The 16361-nt window shown below is 39.3% G+C and carries 9 protein-coding genes; 5 read left to right on the top strand and 4 right to left on the bottom strand.

What is annotated here, in order from left to right; all coding sequences use genetic code 11:
• Positions 1–6900 (bottom strand): FIDD domain-containing protein, encoded by a 6900-nt coding sequence (locus P7V56_RS00820; RefSeq protein WP_304986232.1) that lies wholly within the window; start codon positions 6898–6900, stop codon positions 1–3.
• A 130-nt stretch (positions 6901–7030) separates the two neighbouring features.
• Between P7V56_RS00820 and P7V56_RS00825 the strand changes: the two genes are divergently transcribed.
• From P7V56_RS00825 to P7V56_RS00840, 4 genes are all read left to right on the top strand, one after another.
• The gene (locus tag P7V56_RS00825; RefSeq protein WP_171221561.1) at positions 7031–7927 is read left to right on the top strand and encodes a NifU family protein; all 897 of its coding nucleotides are present in this window, start codon (positions 7031–7033) and stop codon (positions 7925–7927) included.
• A gap of 141 nt (positions 7928–8068) precedes the next feature.
• A complete protein-coding gene (locus P7V56_RS00830; protein WP_171221560.1) occupies positions 8069–10093 on the top strand; it encodes a thioredoxin domain-containing protein in 2025 nt (674 codons plus the stop codon).
• A 45-nt stretch (positions 10094–10138) separates the two neighbouring features.
• Positions 10139–10498 carry a hypothetical protein gene (locus P7V56_RS00835; protein ID WP_171221559.1) on the top strand — a complete coding sequence of 120 codons (360 nt, stop codon included), beginning with the start codon at positions 10139–10141 and terminating at the stop codon, positions 10496–10498.
• Positions 10499–10576: 78 nt separating this feature from the next.
• Positions 10577–11404 (top strand): mechanosensitive ion channel family protein, encoded by an 828-nt coding sequence (locus P7V56_RS00840; protein WP_171221558.1) that lies wholly within the window; start codon positions 10577–10579, stop codon positions 11402–11404.
• Here P7V56_RS00840 and tsaB read toward each other — a convergent pair.
• Genes tsaB through P7V56_RS00855 form a run of 3 tightly spaced genes read right to left on the bottom strand, consistent with a single transcriptional unit; the run spans position 11401 to position 14751 of the window.
• Positions 11401–12066 carry a tRNA (adenosine(37)-N6)-threonylcarbamoyltransferase complex dimerization subunit type 1 TsaB gene (gene tsaB / locus P7V56_RS00845; protein WP_171221557.1) on the bottom strand — a complete coding sequence of 222 codons (666 nt, stop codon included), beginning with the start codon at positions 12064–12066 and terminating at the stop codon, positions 11401–11403. The two genes, P7V56_RS00840 and tsaB, sit on opposite strands and share 4 nt — an antisense overlap.
• Positions 12067–12069: 3 nt before the next feature.
• The gene (locus tag P7V56_RS00850; protein ID WP_171221556.1) at positions 12070–13368 is read right to left on the bottom strand and encodes an efflux RND transporter periplasmic adaptor subunit; all 1299 of its coding nucleotides are present in this window, start codon (positions 13366–13368) and stop codon (positions 12070–12072) included.
• 3 nt (positions 13369–13371) lie between these two features.
• Positions 13372–14751, bottom strand: a complete 1380-nt coding sequence (locus P7V56_RS00855; protein ID WP_171221555.1) for a TolC family protein — start codon at positions 14749–14751, stop codon at positions 13372–13374.
• Positions 14752–14915: 164 nt separating this feature from the next.
• Here P7V56_RS00855 and P7V56_RS00860 point away from each other — a divergent pair, with 164 nt between their 5' ends.
• The gene (locus tag P7V56_RS00860) at positions 14916–16307 is read left to right on the top strand and encodes a DUF4403 family protein (RefSeq protein WP_171221554.1); all 1392 of its coding nucleotides are present in this window, start codon (positions 14916–14918) and stop codon (positions 16305–16307) included.
• The last annotated feature ends 54 nt before the right edge of the window (positions 16308–16361 follow it).

Raw genomic sequence — 16361 nt, forward strand, 5'->3', positions numbered from 1 at the left:
CTATCTTTTTAATGAGAAATGGGCTCTAAATTGTTTGGCTGCGGTTTGTTCTAAATATTCCACACTAAACCAGTAATCAGTTGATGGTAAGGGTTTTCCGTTGTAGGTTCCGTCCCAACCGTCTCCATCTGAACTAATTTGTTTCAGTAATTTTCCATAGCGGTCAAATATATAAATTTTTGCGTTAGGTTGTCCATCCAACCCAACAATATTCCATGTATCGTGGATACCGTCTCCGTTTGGTGTAAAATAAAGCGGATAATCAATTACCTGAACATCCATTATTGTCAGCTCTTCACAACTAAACGCTACTCCTCCTTCGGTATCCCAAACATGTATCACATGCTCACCTAAAGAAACCCCTTCAAAGATATTGCTCGATTGTCTTGGGCCGTCATCCAAACTGTATTCATACGTTCCCCAACCTTCAACAGTAACCGTAATAATTTGACTATCCGTAAAGGCATTGGTTACCGTATAACCTACTGTCCCTGACGCTATAACCGCCTGTCCTGATTGTATCACCGGGAAGTCTGCCGAGGTAGTCTCACACAATAAATCACTATTGCTTATCACTCGTACATGGTAGTTTCTGGTAGCACCCGTTGGTGAAGAAGTGTTTACCGTATACGTTGAACCCGTAGCACCTACAATTAAGTTGCCATCCTCATACCACTCAAAAGTATAATCCGAAGCGTTGACAATACCACTCTCTAAAACCAGTGGTCTTACCACTTCTCCCGTGGTGAAGTCAACACATATCGTAGTGACATCATTCTGGGTATCAATAACCGGATTAGGGTAACGCTCTATCTCTATATCAATAGTGGTCAGTGCATAACAGAATGGTACAATGCTATTGCTGCTGTTCTCTACCTTAACCCAAATCTGATCCGTATCGGGTTGGGTAATATAAGCTTGTGCTTCCGCCAGTGGGATAGCATTAATCCCTGCCTCTGCATCAGCCTGACTGTGGTAGTAACTAATCAAGAAAACAGCCGGGTCTTGTCCGTTGAGAATAGCCGTGTTGAATTGCGTTAAATCCAATTGGAATACCCCATCATATGGGTCGTTGTAATCATCACATTGTGAAAACTCTTGCGCTCCTGTTGCCGTAGCATATTCCTCCACTGCCAAAGTCAGTACTCCCGTTGCATTAACACAACCTGTAGCATTGTTCACTACTCTGATGTAAATATCTTGAGCATCTGCCGTAATATTAGTATATGGTGACACCAGTGGTGTCTCTCCCGTATTGGTAAACGGATTGGCTCCTGCTGCCGTGAGGTAATACGTAATGGTAAAATCAGCCGGGCTTTGGTTCGCACCCAAAATGGCGGTGGCCAAGATTGGGTTGGTCAAATCAAACTGTGCAATACCGTCGGTATTGTCATCACACATTCTGTATGGTGCCAAAGGTTGGATGACTTCAGGTAAAGGATTAACCGTTAAGGGTTGTTCCACCAATACATAACAGTTATTACCCAAATAATCCACTTGGTTGTTCTCTACTCTAATCCAAACATTATCGCCTACCAAAGCCTGAGTCGGGTCGGCTATCGGGAACTGAGCAGCATGAGCATCTGCCTCATTGGTATAGTAAGTCAAGGTAACATTCGTGGCGCCGTTAATGATATAAGCCGCATTTACCGTTACATCAAAAACTTCAACCATATCTCCCGGATTGTTGTCATCACATAGTGGTGCTAAAGGATTCGGGTCGGTGTTCGGTGTTGGTACCGGTAATACTCTAATGTCTAAAGTCGTAATGCTTTGACAACCCGCTGCGCTGGTTACCAAAACGCCTAAGGTTTGAACCGCCGGAAATATATTGGTATAAGCCGTAAAATCTGTTATGGTGGTTGCTCCTCCGGCTTGGGCTTCTGATAATGATGGGTAATACGTTACTGTATAACCTGATAATCCTTGGGTGATCTCAGCATCTTTTACCGTTAAATCAAAACTGTGGTATTGATTATTCGGATCGGTATCATTATCACAAACACTCAGTGGTGCAGGTGTGGTTAGTAACAATGGAATATTGATGATAACATCAAATGAACCTATATTGAAACAACCCGTGGTATTATCTTCTACTCTAACCCAAATAGTTTGGTTGTTCATAGCCGTATAATTGGTCACATTCATAATCGGGGCAATTCCATCCTGAGCAGCCGTTTGAGAGGTGTAATACTCAACAGTATAATTACTTGCAGCCAAAGGTTGTTGGGCCAAGATACTAGCTGTATTGACAGTCAAATCAATACTGGTAATGGCATCTTGGGTATTGTTATCATCATCACAAACTACAATGTCATCTAAATCAACCGGGGCTATTGGACTTGGGTTAACGTTTAGTTCTATTGGAATAACGCTCCAACATCCCGTTAAAGGATCAACTGCTCTTACGTATAATATTTGTACAAAAGGATTGATATTGTTATAAAGAACACTCGTGTCAATTGGGGTATTACCCTGTTGTGCATCGGTTAAGGTCTCATGGAAAGTCAAAATATAGGGTGCACCTTGTAAAATGTCCGTTGTTAAGCTCGTCAAATCAAATCCGGAAAAGCCATCTTGATTCTCATCACAAATCGTGAAAGGCGCTGTTGGCGGAATTGGTGTTGGCAATGGAACTACTCTGATATCCATCGTAGAGATGCTGTAACATCCGGTGATGCTATTGGTGATACGAATACCTAAAGTCTGTACATAAATAATTTGGTTCGGATACTGTAAATCAGGATGAGAAACATTGATCGCATTGGTATCATTCTCTGCATCTGTCAAACTCGGATAGAAAGTTACCGACATTCCCGTCTGACCTAATAAAACAGCAGCTACTTGAGAAGCCAAATCAAAAGTCTCAAAACCTATCGAGCCATTGTAATCACACAAAGTGTATTGAGCATAATTAGGCTGGGTAGCATTCGGTAGCGGATTCACTATCAAGTCTAACTCCACTATGTCATAACAACCTGTGGTATTAAATTCTACTCTAACATACACTGTTTGGTTCCACTGCGTTTGGTTGATGTAATTCGTCACACCGCCAATAGCATTAGCATCGTCTTGCGCATTGGCAAAAGTCGTATGGAAAGTAACCGTAACCGTAGTAGGATCAATAGACCCTAAAACCTGTGGTATCGTTGTAGTTAAATCAAAACTCTCAAAACCAGTCTGGCCTGTGTAATCACAAAGCGCATAATCATCCGGCTCAGTCGCCTCAGGGGTTGGGTCAACTATTAATTGTAATTCAACATAATTGGCACAACCGGTCAAGGTATAAAACACTCTGACATAAATCGTCTGTGTCCATGGATTGATATTGTCATAAGGACTCGCAAGTGATGGTACTGCGCCTATCAAAGCATCGGTCTGGGTTTCGTAATAACTTATCGAAACTCCCGTTAGTGGCCAAACGCCTCCGGCTATTTCTGCAGTGGCTGAGGCTAAATCAAACACGCCAAATCCGTCATTATTAGGATCACAATAATGCAACGCTTGTGGAGTAACGGCAATAGGGCCTTGGGTTACTCTTAATAATTGCGTAGTGGTTGAATAACAACCCGTAACATTATCCTCTACTCTGATATAAACTATCTCGTTATCTGTTCCGGTATATGTACTTGGGGTAACTATCGGACTTGACTCATTTTGGGCCGCAAGCAAAGAGTTATAATACGTAACACTAACTAGTGAAGTATTCCCTGCTGTAACAACGCCTTCATTTATGGTCAAATCAAACAAAGCCTGTGTCGTGGCTCCGTTACTACATTGGAAGATAGGATCCGGTGTAGTCGCCGATGGCAAAGGATTTACCACCAAATTAAACGAACTCACCGAACTACACCCTGTGGTATTATTACTGATGTTTATCCAAATCTCTTGCGGATTACTAATGTTAGTGTACAAGTTCGGTAGCGGACTCGTTTGAGTCTGAGCATCACTCTGAGTCAAATAATATCCTATGGTAACATTGGTCTGACCATTGGCAATCTCTGCATCTTTACTATTCAAAGTAAACACTTCAATACCATCGCCCGGATTGGCGTAATCACACAACTCATAATCCGTAATCACCGGATTGGCTAATGGTAGTGGGTTGACAATTAAATTAAATGTGGTATTACTATAACATGCCGGCGAACCGTTATTGTAAGCTCTTACATAAATAGTTTGCAATCCCGGATCAATATTACAATACGGACTAACCAATGGATTAGCACCGGTTTGTGAATTGGTCAACGTTTCATGGAAAGTAACTACAATATTAGGATTTCCCCCATTCACTTGGTTGATTATAGTATTCAAATCGAAATTACAATTAAAACCATCATTGTTGTTACTATCATCACAAACCACGTAATCAGCCGGAGTATTGATTACCGGCGCTGTGTTTACAGTAATCACCGCAGAAACGGTTTGTGTTTGAGAACAAGTAGTTGAGGGATTTGTAACACTAACTAAATTATAAGTTGTTGACGCTGACAAAGGTGCCGAAGTAAAGACAGCATTCCCGTTACCATTCAAGGCAATAGTTTGATTTGTGCCCGAGTTGACATTGTAAGTCACAACAGCATTTGGTGTACCACTAAATGAAATAGTAACTGTATCCCCTGAACATACTGTAGCTGTTCCGGATATCGTAGCTGTTGGCAATGGATTCACTGTAACTACTGCGGATCCGGACTGTGGCTGGGCACAGTTTGTTGTCGGATTTTGAACACTAATCAAATTATAGGTCGAAGAAACCGTTAAAATCGGAGTGGTCACTGATGCATTACCTGCTGCATTTAAAGTTATGGTTTGACTTGGATTGGAATCCGAATTGTAAGTAACAATTGCATTTGGTGTACCATTAAAAGAAATAACCGAAGTTGTTCCTGAACAAATCGAAGTTGTTCCTGAAATGGTCACCGTTGGTAAAGGATTTATGGTTACAGTTGCTGAACCGGTTATCAATTGAGAACAATTCGTTGCAGGATTCAAAACACTTACTAAGGTATAAGTCGAGCTGGCAGTAAGATTAGGCGTAACTACCGAAGCAGTACCGGAACCATTTAAAGTGACTGTTTGATTAGGATTAGAGTCGATATTATAAGTCACAATAGTATTTGGCGTACCGTTAAAAGTAATGCCTGTCGAAGTACCATAACAAATTGCCGTAGAACCTGATATGGTTGCTGTTGGTAATGGATTAACAAACAATTGAAAACTAGTAGTCCCAAAACTGGTTGGATCTGCATTTTCTTCTAATCTCACAAAAATTGTTTGGCCATTGGTTCCACTAAAAGCATTTATCGGGCTAATTGCTGCTGCATCGTTGTCTGCATCCGTTTGATTCAAATGATAAGTCACCGTGTAATCGGCCGCATTGTAAGTTGAACCTAATACCAATGGTGTCTGTGGTGTAAAATCAAAAATTGCCGTACCGCTTCCGAAACTGCTTTCGCACAAAGTTAAATTAGGCGGCGTAAAAGGATTAGGCTCTGCACACAAAGCAGGTGAGATATAAAGAGTAAATTGCGTTGTTGTGATACAACCTGTCATATCATCTTCAAGAGCGGCATAAATTATTTCACCGTTATATCCATTATAACTTGTCGTATTGGTTATTGGTGAAGCCAATTGCTGGGCATCAAATAGAGAATGGTGATATGTTACAGTATTACTCAATCCATTCACGATTACCGGCGTATTATCCTCTAAATTAAAAGGCGGCACACAAACAGTCAAATCATTAGGAGTACCAATTGCCAAAGAAGGAATATATTCTACAACCAAACAATCTGTTTGTTCACAACCACTAGGATAAGTGATTGTAACACAATAATCTCCCTCTTGGGTAATAGTGTAAGTAAAAGAATTTGCTCCCGGAATCGGATTCCCTCCAAATGTCCAAGCATAAGTAGCTCCAACTATGGAAGTGGCTCCTGCTTGAATCGTTAATGTTTCCGAACCACAAATAGCATTTGGACCTGTAAAATCATCAATCCCGTCAAACTCATCTATTCCGGCCAAACTGGCTGAACCAATATCAAAACTACCGCCACCAAGAAAAACCGCTGAATCGTATGAATTGTCATTTCTATCGGCAATCACTAATTTTATGTGATAAACATTATTAGGAATAACCACAGAAGTAGCTGTCATAAGTACCGTTTCACCATTAAAATTAGTTGCAGAATTGGCTGCATTAGCACCACCGTTAAAAGTTGCGAAATAACTTGGATTGGCAGAAGCACAATTTCCATTGTGCGCATCATCGCGGATGGTTACTACAGAAATAGGTGTCGTGGTACTGGGTACTAATGCCAAATTTGTAGTGGCCGTTCCTGCTGTAACATTGGTCAAAAAGAAGGCAAATGAATCTGAATAGGCACATTGAAACGTCCCATATTCCTCAGAAGCAAAGAGGAAATCAAAACTCATCTGATTGGTCAACGGTGTAAAATCAAACTCTAAAACCGTTGCGTTATTATAATCTGTCAATCCGGGATCTATCCCCAAACCGGTGATGTAATTAAACAAAGTAGTATCTCCTGGCCAAGCATTTGAACCGTCACTCAATGTTGTGGTGTTCGGTCCCGGTGCACTCATGGCATTACCGGTACTCAAAATAACTCCCGAAGTCAAAGGAAAATTAGGATTGGTATTCTGAAAATAACCTATCCCGTTTGAAGACCCAAAACTAGTTCCATTACTGGCACCACTTCCGGTACTCCAAGTAATATTACTGATTGTTCCTACACAAGAAGAACCAACAGATCCGGAAGCAAATAAAACATCCTGAACCAATTGCGGAACTGTATAGGTAGAATTGTCGACTGTTATCGGTTGAGATAACGATTTGAATGTCAATAAGAAAATCGGAATAAATAATAAAATTCGTTTCATGTAGACGAAATTTAAAAGCATTCTCCTCCATGAAGAACAACACTTAATGTTAATTTATTGTTTAAATCTCCAAATATAAGTATTCACAGAAAATAACTTTGTTAAATTTGCAGAAAAATACACTATTTCAATGAAAATCGCCATAAAAGAAACTCAAAACCCAACAATAATTAAATTTGAATTCCCTGATTTTATTACTCAAAATGAAAACTTCGAATTTAAAAACATAGACGAAGCCAAAAATTCTCCATTGGCCCAACAACTTTTTTACCTACCTTTTGTAAAAACCGTTTACATCTCCGGAAATTTTATCGCCATCGAAAGATTCAGCATCGTCGATTGGTCAGATGTTCAAGATGCCGTAGCCGAACAAATTGAAGATTTCGTCAACAAAGGTGGTGTTATCGTGTTGCCCAACGAAAATAAAACCAAAAAACAGGCCATCACAGTCTACGGCGAAACCACGCCCAATCCGGCTTCGCTGAAATTTGTGGTCAATAAAGGCCTAACCAAATCGACCTTCGAATTCAAAAATATCGATGAAGCTCAAGCTTCTCCACTAGCACAGGAATTGTTCAAATTTCATTATGTCAAAGAAATTTTTATTACCGAAAATTACATCTCGGTAACCAAATACGACAGTACTTCTTGGGACGAAATCACCTTAGAATTGCGCACTTTCATCAAACAATTCATTGAAAACGGCGGAACGGTTATCGACGAAACAGTAGCCGTTAATGACACCAAACAAGAAAAACAACAAATCAAAAACTTCGACCACCTCGATGTGACTTCCCAACAAATCATCAATATTTTAGAAGAATACGTAAAACCGGCTGTAGCTGCCGATGGCGGAAACATTCTTTTTGATTCCTATGACGAAACTGACAAACGCGTAAAAGTAGTACTCCAAGGTTCGTGCAACGGTTGCCCTTCCTCGACTTTCACCCTTAAAAACGGAATCGAAAACATGCTCAAAGACATGCTCAACGACAAAGACATTGTGGTCGAAGCACTTAACGGATAAGTATTTATTCAAAATAAAAAACTAACTTTAAGCGTCCAAATTGGGCGCTTTTTTTATTAATTTTTGAAGCTAATCCGGCTTTCTTCTGTATCTTTTGCTGCGCAAAAGGATGCCGTTCCAATCCGGGCTAAAATAACTGCTATGAACGAACTACATCTGGAAACCAGTCCATATCTTTTACAACACGCCAACAATCCCGTGCATTGGAAAGCCTGGAACGAAACCGCTTTGGCTCAAGCCCAAAAAGAAAATAAACTCATCCTAATCAGCATTGGCTATTCCGCTTGTCATTGGTGCCACGTCATGGAACACGAAAGTTTTGAAGACGAAGACGTGGCCAAGGTGATGAATGCACATTTTATCAATATCAAAATCGACCGAGAAGAACGTCCGGATATCGATGCTGTCTATATGAAAGCTGTACAAGTCATGACCGGTCGCGGTGGTTGGCCTATGAACGTGGTGGCCTTACCCGATGGCAGACCTATTTGGGGCGGAACTTATTTCAGAAAAAATGATTGGATCAATTCGCTCGAAAAACTTCAGGAAATTTACACCCAAAATCCGGAAACCATATACGATTATGCGCAACAACTCCATGAAGGACTGCAATCCATAAGCGTCATTCCGAAAACCGAATCACCTTCCGATTTTAATTTTGACATCCTTAAAACCTTACTCCAAAAATGGCAAAAAAGTTTCGATTGGGACTTCGGCGGTATGGCTCGTGCGCCCAAATTCATGATGCCCACCAATTACGAATTCCTGTTGCGTTACGCCTATCAAACCCAAAACCAAAACTTACTGGATTTTGTCAACCTAACCTTAACCAAAATGGCTTATGGCGGTTTATTCGACACCGTTGATGGTGGATTTTCACGCTATTCCGTTGACATGAAATGGCATGTGCCGCATTTTGAAAAAATGTTGTACGACAATGGCCAATTGGTTTCGCTTTATGCCAATGCTTATAAACTAACCCAAAATCCACTCTATAAAGAAGTCATCGAAAAGACTTTGACCTTCGTCGAAAAAGAATGGCTGACGACTGAAGGAAGTTTCTATTCCGCACTCGATGCCGACAGTTTAAATGCCGAAAATCATTTGGAAGAAGGCGCGTTTTATGTTTGGAACAAAGAAGAATTACAAGAATTACTCGGAGCAGATTTCGACTTGTTTTCGGAAGTTTTCAATATCAATGAATTCGGGCATTGGGAACATGGCAATTATGTTTTGATTCAAAATCAAACATTGGCACAAATCGCCGAAAAGCAAAATATGCCTTTAGAAACATTGGCACAAAAGAAAAAAAATTGGGAACAAAAACTTTATACGGAAAGAGAAAAACGCAGCAAACCAAGACTGGACGACAAATGCCTGACTTCTTGGAACGCCATTATGGGCAAAGGTTTTGTCGAAGCATACAAAGCATTGGGCGACCCAAAATATTTAGACATTGCTTTACAAAATGCCCATTTCATCACCAAGAATCTCTGGAGTTCAGAAGGCCATTTATTCCGAACTTATAAAAATGGAAAAGCTACCATCAATGCTTATTTAGAAGATTATGCTCATGTGATTCAAGGGTTTATAACTTTATACGAAGCAACTTTAGACGAACATTGGTTGCAAAATGCCAAACAGTTAACAGATTATAGCTTTGATAATTTCTATGACTCCAACGCCGAATTCTTTTCGTTTACATCCAAAACAGACGAAGCGCTAATCACCGCGTATTTTGAAGTGGAAGACAATGTGATTCCTGCCGCAAACTCTGTAATGGGAAGTAATTTATTTCGATTAAGTATTTATTTCAATCACAGTTATTACGAATCGATAGCGGAAAAAATGGTGCAAAATATCATCCCAACCATTGATTATCCTTCGGCCTTTTCGAACTGGTTGAACCTGCTCTTAAATTATTCGGAACAAAATAAAGAATTGGCCATTTGTGGTGAAAAAGCTTTTGATTATTTAGCCCAAATCAACCAACAATATTTGCCGAATATTGTTACAGCAGGAACTGTTGCTGATTCTAAACTTCCTTTTTTAGAGCATCGTTTTGTAAAAAATCAAAGCTTATTGTATTTGTGTCAAAACAAAAGTTGCGATTTGCCAACCACTGATTTACAAGAAATTATCAAAGAAATAACACTAAATTCTTAGAAAAAATCGTAATATTGTTATTATTAACCAATAAAAACAACTGATATGGGATTTGGAGATTTTTTTAAAAAATTATTTGGCGGTGCCAAAACACAGACCGGAGAGCAAACACAAAATTTTGCGGATGATGCCATTGAAAAAGTAAAAGATATGGCCGAACCGGTAGTAGATAAAGTAGAAGAATTAGTAGAAACCGCCAAAGAAAAAATAAGCGAATATGTACCGCAAGCCACAGAAACTATTGAAAATGTAGTAGAAAGTGCTAAAGAAAAAATAAGTGAATTCACTGATAATGCTACTGAAACCGTAAAAGAAAAAATAAGCTCTTTTACAGGTGATGCCTCTTCAGAAGCAGAAGATACCGTTAAAGAAACGGTAAATCGCATAGAAGAAGACGCCGATTAATTTTAAAAATTATTATTTTTGCACCCAATAATATCCTTTCCCGAGACTTCGGGACGGGATTTTTTTTACACTATGACTATGAACAGCTCGCTTTCGATTCGCTCTTTTGCCGAATACGTAGAACAATTTACCTCTTTATTAATTGATTATTCTCCGAAACTTATTTCGGCACTAATCATTCTATTTGTTGGTTTGTATGCCATTCGCATTATCAATCGCCTGGTAAGAAAAATTATGATCAAAAGAGAGCTCGACCCAACGCTGTCAAAGTTCCTGGCCGATAGTTTGCTTTGGGCTTTGCGGTTGCTACTCTTTGTGAGTTTTATTTCCAAATTGGGAATTGAAACTTCTTCGTTTGTAGCAATTTTGGGTGCGGCCGGTTTGGCGATTGGTTTGTCTTTACAAGGTTCACTCTCCAATTTTGCCGGCGGCATGCTGATTATTTTGTTCAAACCTTTTCGCGTGGGCGATACCATCGAAGCGCAAGGTGTTATTGGAACCGTACTCGAAATTCAAATTTTTGTCACTAAATTAATTACGGGAAACAACCAAACGATTTTTGTGCCCAACGGGATTTTATCAAATGGTGTAATCATTAATTATTCGATGCAAGGCAATCGCAGAGCGGATTTGGTTTTTTCGCTTTCGTATGATACCAATATCAAAACTGCTAAAGACATCGTGATGCAAGTGATGCAAAACCATCCGAAAGTATTGAAGAATCCGGCACCTACCGTGGCCGTTAAAAGTTTGACTGATTCCGCCATCATTTTAGCCATCAATCCTTGGGCAAAGAATGCCGATTTTGGTGCCATGGCTTCAGATGTTTTAGAAAATTGTAAAGAAGCTTTTGATGCGGCAGGAATAGTGACGCAACCTTATGTGAGAGAATCTTCGAAGGCCTAATTTTTCTTAGTCAGCATAAAATCCTTCAAGTAAAAAGGCTCAAAATAAGCTACATCTTCAAAGGCATTCCGGGTAAATTTTTCAAAGCTTATCGGACTCATTTCGTTGGCAGAAGGAAATACAATTTCGGGTAAAAACACAAAGTTCTCTTTGGTCAAAACCGTTTGGCATTTCTCTTGGCAATCACCCACAAAATAAATGGTTTCAGTCATTTCAGCATAGCTGTCGTTGGTTAAAACTTCGGCTTGTACTTCCATGATTTTTTGGTGATTGGCATTAAAGACGGCGCTGTAAACCTCCATTCTTCGAGCATCAAGCATAGGCACAATCAAACCATCATTTTGGGTTACTTTTTGGGCCAAAACGGCTAAAGTATCTACCGCAATCAACGGAATTCCGAGCGCATAACACAAGCCTTTGGCCGTAGAAACACCTATGCGTAAGCCGGTATAAGAACCCGGTCCTTTGCTCACCGCTATGGCTTTTAATTTGCGGAAATCAATCTGACTTTCCTTTAAAATATCTTCAATAAAAACATGCAACTTTTCAGCATGAGAATACCCTTGATCCGCGATTTCTTTGCACAAAACGGTTTGCCCGTCTTTGGCTAAAGAAACCGAGCAATTCTTGGTAGCCGTTTCAATATTTAATATGTAAGCCAAAATTTATTCTTCTTTCTTTTTATCGGTAGCGTTTTTGAGCTTCACTTTGTCACCCGAATTTAGGTCTTTGGTTACTGTAGTATAAGGTCCGACAATTACCACATCGCCTTTCTTCAAGCCCGAAACCACTTCAATATTGGTGTCGTCTTGAATACCGGTTTTGATGACTCTGATTTTGGCTTTGTTGCCTTCTTTCACGAAAACACATTCAAATTTTTTATCGCTTTTGGCAGTCACTTTTTTCTCTTCGCTTTCGTCTTTCACTTCATAACTTTTGGTAGCAGTCGTATCCGATTTTACCAAAACAGCACTAATGGGCACACCAATTACTTTTTCTTTTCGGGTGGTAATAATATCAACGGTAGCGGTCATTCCGGGTCTGAACGGAGAAAAACTAGCCGGTTTTCCTTCTAATAAATCTTGATAAGATTCTTTTAGAATTCTGACTTTTACTTTAAAATTGGTCACTTGGTCTGCGGTAGTAGAAGTGCTAGCCGAGTTAGAAATACTCGTAACAATGCCTTTAAATTCTTTCTTCAAATAGGCATCAACACTAATATTAGTACTGTCGCCTATGCTGATTTTTACGATGTCATTTTCATTTACATCGACTTCTACTTCCATGTTATCCAAATTGGCTACGCGAAGGATTTCTGTTCCGGTCATTTGTTGGGTTCCCAAAACTCTTTCACCCAATTCAACCCCAAGCGAAGAAATCGTTCCGTCTGCCGGTGAATAAATAGTGGTTCGGCCCAAGTTGTCTTTGGCTTCTTTTACGGTAGCATTCGCGCTTTGTACATTGTAGTAAGCCGATTCTTTACTGGCTTTGGCACTTTCAAAAGTAGCCACGGCTTTGTCCCATTCCGATTTGGAAATAATACCTTTGTCAAAAAGGGTTTTGCTTCTGTCGTAACTGGCTTTAGCTTCTTTAAACGCAGCGTCGGCTTGACTCAAACCGGCTTTGGTTCCCGACAAATTAGAAATCGTTCTGTTATATCCAGAAGTGTACAAATCGGGATTGATTTTAACCAAAAGCTGTCCTTTTTTTACTACTTGGCCTTCTTTAACCGGCAAGTCAATAATTTCTCCCGAAACTTCCGAGGAGATTTTTACTTCAATTTCGGGTTGGATTTTCCCCGTAGCCGAAACCGTTTCGATAATGGTAATTTCATCTGCTTTGGCGGTTTCAACTTCGGTTATATTTTCATCGGCACCGATTACACCGTTTTTCTTTAGAACAACTAACACTACTAACAGCAATAGGACTATTCCGCCTAACCAATATAGTTTCTTTTTTGACATGATTTATTGTTTTTGTATGATTGGGATTCCAAAATAAAGTTCAACCACTTTGGTTTTAAAAATGTAATCGTATTTGGCACGGATCACATCCGATTGTGAATTGATAAATAAAGTTTGTGCTTGATTGTAATCGAAGGTATTCATCATCCCAACGGCAAATTTTTCTTTGGCATAATTAAACGCTTCTTGTCGGGCTTCAAAAGTGGCAATCGAAGCTTCATAGGTGTTGAGTGCACCTTTGGTATCGGTGATGGCTTTGTAGACATTGGTTTCCAAATCTAATTTGGCTTGGTCAAAAGCATTTTTTGATCTTTCATAAGCAACCTTGGATCTCGCCACCGCATTCTTGGCTGAAAACCCATTGAAGATTGGCACATTCAATTGTACTCCGAAATTGTGTCCTTTATTGTTGCTGAACTGGTCAAAAACCGGCAGTGGTCCGGCTATAATCGGTACACCATTAGGATCAACGCCGATTATTCTGTCGGAATAACTGGCATTGGTGCCAAAATTATACCCTAATGAAACACTGGGTTGTAAAGCACCGTTAGCGATTTTGATGTCTCTTTCGGCCAAATCCAAATTGGCTTTGGCTATTTTAATTTCTACCCTAACTTCATTGGCTTTGCTGACAATAGCTTCGGGCGTTTCAGACATTACCGGACTGGCTTTGGCTTCCATATCAACCTCGGCTATATCAAAATTGGCAAAATCTTCCAAACGAAGCAATTGCGCCAAACTCAATCTGGAAATTAAAAGGGCATTTTCTGCGGCGACTACTTTTTGTTTATCGGCGGCAACCGTAGCTTTCATGTCTAATAAATCACCGCGTGGCACCATTCCGGCGTCTACTAATTCTTTGGAGCGAACCAATTGTTTTTCGTCATTGGCTAATTGCCCTTGTTGCACTTTTAAATTTTCACGGTTGAATAAAATATCCAAATAAGCATTGGCCACAAATAACGAAATATCATCCTGCATTTTGGTCAGTTGGTATTGCGCGGCTAATTGGCTTAACTTAGCTCTTCGTAAACGATTTTGATTTTGCAACCCATTGTAAAGATCAACGCTTGAGCTCAAACTCATTTGGGTAAATTGGGTGGTTTGATTTTCACGCGCATTGGTTACCGGGTTAATATTGGCCCCAATACTCCAAGAATGGGAACCGCTGGCATTGAGATTCGGGAAGAAACTGGCCACAGCCGCTTTTTTATCAATATCAGCCAATCTTATATCTAACTCAGATTGCTTGATGGAAATATTGTTTTTTAAAGCATATTCAACACATTCCTGTATCGTCCACTTTTTGGTTTGTGCCAAAGAACTGAATACTGAGAACAATATTGCGGCGAGTAAAAAATGTTTTTTTAATAGTATTTTCATAGTAAAGCAGGTTGCAAAAACCTTAATTTCTTGAGTAAACAAAGATATTATTTTTGGCTTTTAATTCTTATAAACTAACGCAATGTTTTAGACTCTCTTTTTTTAATAATGTTACAGTTGGTTACAATATTTACATTTATTTTTGACAAAAAAATATTTTGTTTATGTCTGCCATAAAATCAATTCTTTTCTTATTTGTGTTTTCAATGGTTTTGAACAGTTGTTCTACTACTCAAAAAATTGAAGCTTTAAAACCTTTGCCTTCTAATGATGCGCCGATGGTTTACAAAACCAAAACTTCCTTTGTCAATATGCCTTTAGAGATTTCTCTGAAGGAAATAGAAAGCCAACTAAACAAAACCTTGAGCGGTCAGATTTATGACGATTCCAATTTGGCCGATGACAAAACCGAAATGAAAATTTGGAAAACCGCGCCTATAAAATTGGCAGAAAAAAACGGTAAAATTGAAACCGTTATGCCTTTGAAAATTTGGGCCAAAATAAAATACGGGACTGATTTTATGGGATTAAATGACACCCGAGAAATTAACTTAAACGGCACCATTACCATGATAAGCGATGTTCGATTGTCGAATTGGAAATTATCCACTACGTCAAAAATTGAAGATTTCGAATGGTCAGAAAGTCCGACAATATTGGTTGCCGGAAAATATGTGCCCATCACTTATATCATCAATCCTACGCTTTCTATTTTTAAATCGAAAGTGGCAAAAAAAATCGACGAAGCTATTGAAAACTCTTGTGATTTTAAGCCTTATGTTTTGGATGTATTGCAAAATATGAGCACGCCATTTATCACTAGCGAGCAATACCAAACTTGGTTCAAACTCATTCCGATTGAAGTGTATGTTACCGATGCGGTTTTAGAAAAAAGTCAAATCAAAATGGATTTGGGACTAAAGTGCAATATGCAAACGATGGTGGGTTTGAAACCAAAAAACACTTTTGAAAGAGACGCGATTCAATTCAAAGCCGTGACTAAAATTCCGAATACCGTTTCAGCCAATGTGGCGGCTATTTCTACCTATGAAAGTGCTTCCCAAATTATTACGGCTAATTTCAAAGGCAAAGAATTTGCTTCGGGTAGTAGAAAAATAATCGTTGAGAATGTAGCCTTGTGGCAAAAAGACGGTAAAATTATCATCCAATTAGACATGAGTGGCAGCATCAACGGGTCGATTTATTTATCGGGTATTCCGAATTACAATGCAATTACCAAAGAAATTTATTTTGACCAAATGGATTATGTTTTGAATTCAAAAGGGTTATTGACCAAAACCGCCAATTGGTTATTGCAAGGCGTGATTTTGAGAAAAATTCAGGAAAACTGTCGTTACTCTATCAAAGAGAATTTGGATGAAGGAAAAAAAAGTCTATTGCCTTATTTGAGCAATTATTCGCCCATGAAAGGTGTTTTTGTAAACGGAACGATGAATGATTTTGAATTTGAAAAAGTAGAAGTTACCGACAAAGCCATCATTGCTTTCATCACTACTACCGGAAAAATGAGTGTGAAAATTGACGGCATGGAGTAGATTTAGTGTTCGGTGTTAGGTTGGCAGTGTTCAGTTACCAATCGATAGTAAATG

The sequence above is a fragment of the Flavobacterium sp. IMCC34852 genome (assembly GCF_030643905.1).
Classification (GTDB): Bacteria; Bacteroidota; Bacteroidia; order Flavobacteriales; family Flavobacteriaceae; genus Flavobacterium; species Flavobacterium rivulicola.

Excerpts from the sequence above, each read along its gene's own strand:
- P7V56_RS00820 (WP_304986232.1), bottom strand. The coding sequence starts at position 6,900 with ATGAAACGAATTTTATTATTTATTCCGATTTTCTTATTGACATTCAAA.
- P7V56_RS00825 (WP_171221561.1), top strand. The coding sequence starts at position 7,031 with ATGAAAATCGCCATAAAAGAAACTCAAAACCCAACAATAATTAAATTT.
- P7V56_RS00830 (WP_171221560.1), top strand. The coding sequence starts at position 8,069 with ATGAACGAACTACATCTGGAAACCAGTCCATATCTTTTACAACACGCC.
- P7V56_RS00835 (WP_171221559.1), top strand. The coding sequence starts at position 10,139 with ATGGGATTTGGAGATTTTTTTAAAAAATTATTTGGCGGTGCCAAAACA.
- P7V56_RS00840 (WP_171221558.1), top strand. The coding sequence starts at position 10,577 with ATGAACAGCTCGCTTTCGATTCGCTCTTTTGCCGAATACGTAGAACAA.
- P7V56_RS00850 (WP_171221556.1), bottom strand. The coding sequence starts at position 13,368 with ATGTCAAAAAAGAAACTATATTGGTTAGGCGGAATAGTCCTATTGCTG.
- P7V56_RS00855 (WP_171221555.1), bottom strand. The coding sequence starts at position 14,751 with ATGAAAATACTATTAAAAAAACATTTTTTACTCGCCGCAATATTGTTC.
- P7V56_RS00860 (WP_171221554.1), top strand. The coding sequence starts at position 14,916 with ATGTCTGCCATAAAATCAATTCTTTTCTTATTTGTGTTTTCAATGGTT.